General features: G+C 40.8%; 9 protein-coding genes, 1 tRNA gene and 1 pseudogene. 7 read left to right on the forward strand and 4 right to left on the reverse strand.

All coding sequences use genetic code 11. The features are described from left to right. The 7 genes and pseudogenes from K8S13_RS15700 to K8S13_RS15730 form a co-directional block, all read left to right on the forward strand. Positions 1–275 (forward strand): annotated as a pseudogene (locus tag K8S13_RS15700) (DNA topoisomerase I); the annotation flags it as partial. Continuing rightward, positions 275–1,363: an aminofutalosine synthase MqnE gene (gene mqnE / locus K8S13_RS15705; protein WP_291463914.1), complete on the forward strand. Its 1,089-nt coding sequence runs from the start codon at positions 275–277 to the stop codon at positions 1,361–1,363. The pseudogene K8S13_RS15700 and the gene mqnE, both read left to right, overlap by 1 nt. 13 nt (positions 1,364–1,376) lie before the next feature. Further along, positions 1,377–2,471 carry a cyclic dehypoxanthinyl futalosine synthase gene (gene mqnC, locus K8S13_RS15710; protein WP_291463916.1) on the forward strand — a complete coding sequence of 365 codons (1,095 nt, stop codon included), beginning with the start codon at positions 1,377–1,379 and terminating at the stop codon, positions 2,469–2,471. Then, positions 2,468–3,646, forward strand: coding sequence for an amidohydrolase family protein (locus K8S13_RS15715; protein ID WP_291463917.1), 1,179 nt, complete (start codon positions 2,468–2,470; stop codon positions 3,644–3,646). The genes mqnC and K8S13_RS15715 overlap by 4 nt, the downstream gene beginning before the upstream one ends. After that, positions 3,639–4,475 carry a menaquinone biosynthetic enzyme MqnA/MqnD family protein gene (locus K8S13_RS15720; protein ID WP_291463919.1) on the forward strand — a complete coding sequence of 279 codons (837 nt, stop codon included), beginning with the start codon at positions 3,639–3,641 and terminating at the stop codon, positions 4,473–4,475. Before K8S13_RS15715 ends, K8S13_RS15720 begins: the two co-directional genes overlap by 8 nt. A 14-nt stretch (positions 4,476–4,489) precedes the next feature. Beyond that, positions 4,490–5,413 (forward strand): EamA family transporter, encoded by a 924-nt coding sequence (locus tag K8S13_RS15725; RefSeq protein ID WP_291463921.1) that lies wholly within the window; start codon positions 4,490–4,492, stop codon positions 5,411–5,413. Between the two features lie 174 nt (positions 5,414–5,587). Continuing rightward, positions 5,588–6,724 carry a TRAP transporter substrate-binding protein gene (locus tag K8S13_RS15730; RefSeq protein ID WP_291463923.1) on the forward strand — a complete coding sequence of 379 codons (1,137 nt, stop codon included), beginning with the start codon at positions 5,588–5,590 and terminating at the stop codon, positions 6,722–6,724. Positions 6,725–6,791: 67 nt separating this feature from the next. On the opposite strand, the gene K8S13_RS15735 is transcribed toward K8S13_RS15730, so the two are convergent. The 4 genes from K8S13_RS15735 to K8S13_RS15750 form a co-directional block, all read right to left on the reverse strand. Next, positions 6,792–8,117, reverse strand: coding sequence for a TRAP transporter large permease subunit (locus K8S13_RS15735; RefSeq protein ID WP_291463925.1), 1,326 nt, complete (start codon positions 8,115–8,117; stop codon positions 6,792–6,794). Next, positions 8,117–8,716: a TRAP transporter small permease subunit gene (locus K8S13_RS15740; RefSeq protein ID WP_291463927.1), complete on the reverse strand. Its 600-nt coding sequence runs from the start codon at positions 8,714–8,716 to the stop codon at positions 8,117–8,119. Before K8S13_RS15740 ends, K8S13_RS15735 begins: the two co-directional genes overlap by 1 nt. Positions 8,717–8,802: 86 nt before the next feature. Then, positions 8,803–8,879: transfer RNA gene (locus tag K8S13_RS15745), tRNA-Pro, on the reverse strand. A gap of 34 nt (positions 8,880–8,913) precedes the next feature. Then, a partial coding sequence (locus K8S13_RS15750) for an adenylosuccinate synthetase (RefSeq protein WP_291463929.1) occupies positions 8,914–9,685 on the reverse strand: 772 nt, incomplete at its 5' end.

Here is a 9,685-nt window from a genome sequence, read left to right on the forward strand (position 1 = left end):
AAAAGGGAAAAGAGTTTTTTTCATGTACCCAATCGGATTGCCGGTTTGTTTCCTGGGATAAACCCTATCATTTTGAGTGCCCTTTATGTAAAAATTCATTTTTAACGGAAACCACGGCACCCAATGGTGAAAAGGGCCTGAAATGCCCCAGGGCATCCTGCTCATACACCCAGAACAACTTGTTTGATCCAAAACAGAATATGATGGCACAGGCGGGAGCCGGTTCGGCACCCAAGAAGAAGAGAAGGGTAGTGAGGAGAAGAAAGAGACGTTAATGGAGATATTTTTTATTGATAAAAGACTTGAAAGTATTTTTTCAAAAGTCTTAAAAGGTTCCCGTCTTTCCAAGGAAGACGGGATTTGTATTTATGAAACCCATGATTTGATCGGTTTGGGGCAGATTGCAAACCATGTCAGAAGGTCTTTGCATGGCAATAAAGCGTTTTATATTTATAACCAGCATTTAAATTATACTAATATATGTAAGAATCGGTGTCGGTTTTGCGCGTATGCCAGGGACCGTAAAGAAAAAGGCGCTTATACCTGGTCCATTAAAGAGATTGAAAAAAGACTTTTGGAACGTATTGATGAACCCGTTAATGAGCTGCATATTGTCGGGGGACTCAATGAAGCTTTAAAATTTGAATATTTTATTGATCTTTTAAAGACAGTCAAAAGGGTCAGACCCAATGCCACCATTAAAGCCTTTACCAGTGTGGAAATTGATTATTTGTCCAATCTTGCCGGGCTTTCTTTGGAAGAGACCATTCAAAGGCTTAAGGATGCAGGCCTTGAAATGATGCCGGGTGGTGGAGCCGAGATATTAAATTCAAGAATCCATGAAGAGTTGTTCCCCAGAAAAATAGGGCATGAACGCTGGCTTGAGATTGTAAGGGCTGTTCATAAGGCAGATATCAAAACCAATGCTACCATGTTATACGGTCATATTGAAACCATTGAGGAGAGAGTGGATCATCTCATCACGCTTAGAGAGTTGCAGGATGAAACAGGCGGATTCTCTGCTTTCATTCCTCTGGCATTTCATTCTGAAAATACTCAAATTTCTCATATCCCGCCAACAACAGCCATGGATGATTTAAAAAATGTGGCGGCAGCTCGTCTTATGCTGGATAATTTTGATCATATCAAAGCCTATTGGGTGATGATAGGTGAAAAACTTGCCCAGGTGGCCTTAAGTTTCGGGGCCGATGATCTGGATGGGACGATTATAGAAGAGAGGATTACCCATATGGCCGGGGCCAAATCAGCCATAGGTCTTACAAAAGATCAAATGGAGGATATGATTGCTAAAGCAGGGTTTGAACCGGTAGAACGGGATTCTTTCTATCATCCGATTAACTGATTGTGTGGATATAATGAATAGATTAAATCATATTATTGAGAAAGTTAAAGAGAATCAAAGAATTGATATCAATGAAGGCCTTACTTTATTCAAACAGGCTGATTTTTTGACTCTTGCAAGTCTTGCAAACCGGAAACGGTTTTTTTATCATCCGGATAAAATTGTCACCTATGTTGTGGACAGAAATATTAATTATACCAATATCTGTGTGTCCGGTTGCAGGTTTTGCGCCTTTTTTGAGCCCCCCAATAAGGATCGTGGCCAAGATCAGGATTGGAACCAAGATCAGGACAGAGGCTATGTTATTTCAAAGCAACAGCTGTCTGATAAAATTCAGGAGACTATAGACCTTGGTGGTACACAAATCCTGCTGCAGGGCGGCATGCATCCGGATCTTGAAATAGATTATTATATTGATCTGTTAACTCATATTAAAAAAAAATTTGATATTCATATTCATGGATTTTCCCCTCCGGAAATAGATTTTATTGCGAAAAAGTCTTCTCTATCCATTGCCCAGACCATATCAATTTTAAAAAAGGCAGGCCTTGCTTCCATTCCGGGTGGCGGAGCGGAAATTTTGTGTGATGATATCCGGCAAAAGGTTTCCCCCAATAAGTGCCTGTCGGAAGAATGGCTTGAAGTAATGCGCCAGGCCCACCTACAGGAAATGAGGTCCAGTGCCACGATGATGTTCGGCCATCTTGAAAAAGAGGTTCATATCTTTGAGCATATGGATAAAATCAGGGCCTTGCAGGATGAAACCGGAGGATTTACAGCTTTTATTCCCTGGACCTTTCAGCCGGATAATACAAAGATCGCTGTTAAAAAAAAGACCAGTGTGGAATATTTAAGGGTTCTGGCGATGAGCCGGTTGTTTTTCGATAATATTGATAATATCCAGGCATCCTGGGTGACCCAGGGAGATAAAATCGCTCAGACAGCACTTTTTTTCGGTGCAAATGACATGGGGAGCACCATGATTGAAGAGAATGTTGTGGCTTCGGCAGGTGTTGATTTTATGCTTTCTAAAGAAGAACTGACGCGGTTGATCACCAAAGCCGGGTTTGAACCAAGGCAACGGGACTGCTATTATCATCTGCTATGACCTCGGATTTTAAAAATCTTATCTGTATTGAAATTAACAACAAAAGACAGCTTCACCGCGCCGGTTGGATAATAGTCGATCCTATAACCATTATTGAGAATGGATTTATTGAGATTGAGAATGGATTTATACGGGGTGTTCATAAAGGAACTCCAAAAGAAAAGAGTATTGATCACGGCCCTGGCGTATTAATGCCGCCTCTTGTCAATGCTCATCTTCATCTGGAATTGTCTGCCTTAAAAGACAGTCTACCCTTTGACAAGGGATTTAAAGTCTGGGTTAAAATGCTATTGGAGAAAAGAGAAGCCCTGGGAGAAGAAAAACTTATCAAAGAAGCTCAAAATTCTGTCCGGGATTTAATAAAATCCGGGAATCTCTATGTGGGAGACATATCAACCCTTGGAATTACCAAATCAATTATTGAAGATTCTGCTTTAAACGGCGTCTGTTTCCATGAGTTTTTGGGATCTGATATTCAACCATTTTTTGCTCAAAAGAATGATTATGTCTCCTTTTCTGTTGCAGGCCATGCCCCTCATACGACTTCTCCTCAACTGCTGAAGGCATTAAAAAAGACGTCTAAATCAGAGGGTTTGCCTTTTTCCATCCATGTGGCAGAGTCTGATGATGAGGCCGAGTTTATCAATGAAAGAAAAGGGCAGTGGGCCAATTTTTTGACTTCCAGAGGGATAGACTGGTCATCCTGGGATATCGGATCAAAAACACCTGTAAGATACATAAACGATATGGGGCTGCTTGACCCTTTAACCCTAGTCGTTCATCTCTTAAATTTGAATGACAAGGATACGGAAATACTTACCCGGTCAAAAGCAAAGGTTTGTGTCTGCCCCAGAAGTAATCAAAATCTTCATGGGAAACTTCCTGATATTGAGAAGATGATAACTGCCGGTATTCAACCGGCTCTTGGGACAGACAGCCTTGCCAGTTGCGAGTCATTAAATATTTTTGATGAAATGGGTTTTGTGCAAAATCATTACCCAAGACTTGATCCTGCAACTATTTTTTCCATGGGCACTATAAATGGTGCCAGGGCCTTGGGGCTTGAACGGTTGACCGGTACACTTTCCAAGGGTAAAAGAGCACGGTTCTTGTACCGATCAGTGAAAGTAATGAATAAAAAGGATCTTTTTGAAAGAATAATATCCAATGAATGACGAAAATATATATATGGGTAAAATCAGTTATATCAATGCCTCTCCTGTCTTTTACGGCCTTGATCACGGCCTTTTGCCTGCCTGGCTGAAAATGGTGCCGGATGTGCCATCTGTCTTAAACCGGAAAATAAAAACCGGGCAGATAAAAGTAAGCCCCATATCAGCAGCCTTTTATGCCATGAATCACAGGGAGCTTTTACTGCTTCCGGATCTGTCCATATCCTGTAACGGCAGGGTATTAAGTGTTATTTTAGCCAGCAATTATGCCATTGATGATCTTGAAGGTAAAAAGGTGATGTTTTCTCAGGATTCGGCATCTGCCGCTTCTTTTCTCAAGATGATATTTAATCAGAGAAAGATTTTTCCTGTCTATGAAGTCGGGCCTGTAACCGATTGTCAGCTGATTTCCAAATCAGCTGATGCAGTATTGGTGATCGGAGATACAGCGCTTAAGCATCCATGGAATCAAGTTTTTGAATATTGTATTGACCTGGGACAGCTCTGGTATGAAATGACACAGCTTCCTTTTGTATTTGCTGTCTGGGCGGTCAGACGCTCTTTTGCCGGGAAATATCCCTCCTGCGTAAAAGAAATCTGCGAGTTGCTATTGGAGTCAAAAAAACAAGGATATCAGAATATTGACAAGGTTGTTGAAGCAGGGAGAAATAAATTAAACCTGGATCAATCTGTTATTAAAGAGTATTTTGACCTGCTTCATTGTGATCTTGATGATAATAAAATAAAGGCAATGCAATTATTTTTTGATTCCCTTTTTGATCAGGGGATTCTAAATGAAAAGGCGGGCATAATATTTTTCAAACCTCAATGATTTTGTAAAGGATAATGGAGAAAAAACAGTTAAAAATATCTCGGATGGCACTGGCATATTCAGGCCTTTCTCTGGCTGTTTTTTTCTGGGCGATTAACACGGTCATTGCAAAAGCCGTCATATTTCAGATAAAACCCATGACCCTTTCTTTTTACCGCTGGCTGGTAGCATTTGTTATTATTTTGCCCTTTGCCATTCCCCATCTTAAAAAGGATGGTAAGTTGATCAAACAACATTTGGGTTTTTTATTTATTTTATCTGTTCCAAGTGTGGCTGCCTATAATTCAATTTTATATCTTGGAGCTCAATACACAACGGCCATAAATATTTCTTTGGTAGCGGCAACGATGCCAATTATGACCATCCTCTTTTCCTGGATAATGAACAGAGAAAAACCTTATTTTTTACAGGCTTTGGGTGTCACGATTTCTCTTTTAGGGATGCTGCTGATCGTAACCAAAGGATCATGGCAGCTTTTGTCCACACTCTCCTTTAATCCCGGAGACTTGCTGATTGTTCTTTCCATTGCGTCCTGGGCATTTTATTCCGTCATGTTAAAAAAGCGGCAGATTAATATTTCCCCCGTTTCTTTTCTAACGGTTTTGATATGTTTTGGCCTTCTTTGTATTTTGCCTTTTTATTTATGGGAACTCGTTGTTTTTAAAGGATTTGATCTAAATTCTACCAATATATTGATCTTTTTATACCTGGGCATATTCCCTTCAATTCTTTCCTATATCTGCTGGAATTACGGGGTCAGAACAGCAGGGGCATCCATTGCATCGGTATTCATGTATTTATTGCCGGTATTCACCTCAATTATTGCTTATTTCTTTTTAAATGAGAGCCTTTTTTCCTATCATTTTTTGGGTGGGTTGCTGATTCTTGCAGGATTAATCATGTCGTCTTTCAGAGGACTTATAAAATATCAGAGGTAAATCATGGATTATCCCTTGACTTGATAGTTGATTTGGGCATAAAACGACATTTAGTAAATCAACAATTTTCATTTTAACGAAAGGACAGTAAAAATGCTGGTGTTTGTTACAAAACGCCCATGATTGCTGAATAGAGAGAATTTTAGAGTTAATTATCATAAAAGGAGATTTTGCATGGAAGACAACAACCGACGAAAATTTATTAAAAATGTTGGAATTGGAGCTGCCGCTATCGGTACTGCAGGTCTTGCCGGTGTATTGAGCTCTTGCAAAGGCCAGAAGCAGGAAGAACAGGCTGTAAAAGAAGAGCCCAAAGCAAAAACCATTGAATGGAAGATGGTTACCACCTGGCCGCCTCACTCCCCCATGTTAGGTGAAGGTGCGGATAAACTTGCCGAGTGGATAGAGCAGATGAGTGGTGGAAGATTGAAAATAAAAGTTTATGGCGGTGGCGAGCTTGTTCCACCTTTGGGGGTTTTTGATGCTGTCAGCCAGGGAACTGCAGAGATGGGCCATGGGGTTGCCTACTACTGGGCTGGGAAAGTGCCAGCCGCACAATTTTTTGCTGCTGTCCCATTTGGGTTTAATGCACAAAATTTAAATGCATGGCTCTATGCAGGTGATGGGTTGAAACTCTGGGAGGAAATATATGAAAAATTCAATGTGAAACCATTTCCGGCAGGAAATACCGGTGCACAGATGGGGGGATGGTTTAATAAGAAAATCAACTCCATGGCTGACCTGAAAGGCTTGAAAATGAGAATCCCGGGCCTTGGGGGAAAAGTTCTAGCAAAAGCAGGTGGAAATGCTGTTCTTGTGGCTGGTGGTGAGATTTATACCAACCTTGACAGGGGAGTTATTGATGCCACCGAATGGGTCGGACCTTTTCATGATTTGCAAATGGGCTTTTACAAAGCTGCCAAATATTATTATTATCCCGGATGGCATGAATGCGGAAGTGCACTTGAAACCATCATTAATAAGGATGCATGGAATGCACTGCCGGATGATCTTAAAGCCATTGTTGAAACAGCAACTTACAAGGCCAACATATGGATGATATCTAATTTTGAAGCAAAAAATAATGCGGCATTAAGGGAACTGATAGATGTCCATAAAGTCCAACTAATGGAGTTCCCTGAATCCGTTCTCAAAGAATTCAAAAAACTGTCGCTGGAAGTATTGGAAGAAATTGCAGAATCTGACCCCATGAGCAGGAAAGTTTATGATTCTTTTCTTGAATTCCAGAAAAATATTTATGAATGGAATAAAATAGCAGAAGAACCCTATCAAAAATTAAAACATCTTTAAGATAAGCGATTAAGATAAAAAGAGGCGCGAAAATATTTTCCCGCCTCTTTTTTGTACGAATGATTTTTTAAAAAACAACCTTAGGCAGCCAAGTGACTGACTCGGGGAAGAGACAGATAATGCCCAGTCCGATAATCTGAATAATAACAAAGGGAATGATGCCTTTATAAATATCTGTTGTTTTAATTTCAGATGGGGTGACACCTTTTAGATAAAACAGGGAAAATCCAAATGGCGGCGTCAAAAAAGAGGTTTGAAGGTTTACAGCGATAAGAACTGCCAGCCACAAGGGATCTACACCCAAGTGAATCATGATCGGTGCTAAAACCGGTACATGGATAAAGGTGATTTCAATAAAATCCAGAAAAAAACCGGCAATAAAAATAATAGACATGACAATAAACAGAATTCCCGCTCGCCCAAAGGGAAGGGCGGTAATCAAACCCCGGACCAGATCATCTCCGCCCAAACCTCTGAAAACAAGCCCCAGGGTACTGGCTCCCACAAGAATAATAAACACCATACAGGTGAGTCTGGTGGTCATGTCCATAACATTTTTTACGATTTGAAAATTGAATCGTCCATGGAGGATGGTTAACAGGGTTGCGCCGATGGCACCGACTGAGGCGGCCTCAGTTGGGGATGCAATTCCAGCAAAAATTGAACCCAATACCGATATCATTAGTATTAAAGGTGGTATAAGTGCTTTAAAAATTTTTGCTAAAAGTTCATGCCGTGTTATCTGGTCAAGGATTTTCTGGTCAACGGGTGGTGCCCATTCCGGTTTAATATTGGCAATGATAAATACATAGAGCATATATAAAGACACAAGAATGAATCCCGGTATGATAGCAGCGACAAAAAGATCGCCAATGGGAACATTCATGATATCACCTAGTAGAACCAGTACAATACTGGGCGGAATGATCTGCCCCAAAGTCCCGGATGCTGCAACAATGCCTGTGGTCAGGCTTTTATTATAGTGATTTCGAAGCATGGTGGGAACCGAAAGAAGCCCCATGGTAACAACAGTTGCGCCAACAATACCGGTTGAAGCACCCATGAGTGCCCCGACAAAAATAACAGAGAGTGCCAAACCTCCTCTGATTTTACCGAAAACAAGGGCCATGGCCTCAAGCAATTCCTCTGCCAGACCTGACTTTTCCAACATGACACCCATATATATAAATAAGGGAACCGCTAAAAGAGAGAAGTTTGTCATTGTCCCCCAGATTCTTAATGGCAGCAGTTCAAAGAACCCAGGGCCAAAACCGTAAAGGCCGAAAAATAAAGAAACGCCGCCAATGGTAAAGGCAACCGGAAATCCTAAAAGTAATAGCGCAAAGACAGCAGTGAACATGATCAGGGGCATAAATTCATTGATAAATTCCATTATGATTTGTCCCTCCGTCTTTTACGTGTGACCTTCAGGTTACGTGTGACCTTCAGGTTACGTGTGACCTTCAGGTTACGTGTGACCTTCCGATTATATCCCGTGATAACCATAAAATTTTTAGCGGCCTCAGAAAGTCCCTGCACAATTAGAAGGGAAAATCCCAGAGGAATCATTGCTTTTAAAATATACCTTGCACCAAGTCCGCCGGGATCGGGTGAGACTTCCCGGACAGCCCATGAATTCATAATAAAACCCTGGGTCGATAGAATGACCATCACACAAAAGGGGATAAGAAAAATAAATGTACCTGAAAAGTCAATCCATGCCTTGGTTTTTTCAGAGAGGTTCGTAAAGATGATATCCACTCGAACATGCCCGCCTTGTTTAAGGGTATAAGCGGCTCCGATCAGGAAGACAACAGAAAAAAGATGCCATTCCAACTCCTGCAATGCAACATTCCCTTTATTAAAAGCATATCTCATCACTGTATCATAAAACACGATCAGGACCATTATGGTTGTAATCCAGCCAATAAGATAACCGATTTTATCACTCAGGTTGTCAATGATACTAGCAAATTTATCAAGAAATTGCATAAAAATAATTGCTCCCAAGGTTAAATAAAGATGTTAATCTCTTAGTTTATGAAATTTTAAAAATTATGGAAACCCTTGATTGGTGCTGGTCGGGATGAGAGGATTCGAACCTCCGGCCCCAGCGTCCCGAACGCTGTGCTCTACCAGACTGAGCCACATCCCGATTGCAGGGTTATACATAAAAAAAAGTAAAATGTCTAATTGAAAATGTTTTCTTTTATTATCGTCGCTTCCCTTCCAGGGCCCACAGAGACTATCTTAATTTTAACATTAGAGAGTTCTTCTATCCTTGCAAGGTATTTTTTTGCATTTTCAGGCAAGTCGTCAAATTTTGTGATGCCTGAAATATCCTGTTTCCAGCCCGGATGAGTTTCATATACAGGTGTGCATTCCTGTAAAATTTTGATTTCAGCTGGGAAATTTTTGATGATTGTTTCGTTTACTTCATAACCGGTACAAATTTTAATTTCATCAAGGTCATCAAGAACATCAAGTTTGGTGATGGTAAGACCCGTCAGGCTGTTTAATCGTACCGCATTCCTAAGAACAACCATGTCCAGCCAGCCGCACCGTCTCTTCCTGCCCGTAGTCGCACCGAATTCCGCACCGGTTTTCTGGATTTTATCTCCAATGTCATCAAATAATTCTGTTGGAAATGGGCCGGCACCGACCCGGGTGGTATATGCTTTTACAATCCCGATGATTTCATTAAGATTTGCAGGGCCGACACCAGATCCATTGGCTGCGTTTCCAGATACAACAGAGGAGGAAGTAACAAACGGATAGGTACCATGTTCAATATCAAGGTGGGTCCCTTGGGCTCCCTCAAATAAAATAGTTTTATTATTATTTATTCCATCAAACAATATCACGGAAACATCTGCAATATGGGGTAGTAACCGATTTTTGATTTGTTGAAATTGATGAATGATGGTTTCAGGATCAATGGTTTGGGTTTTAAAATAAGTT

It is taken from the genome of Desulfobacula sp. (genome assembly GCF_021107415.1).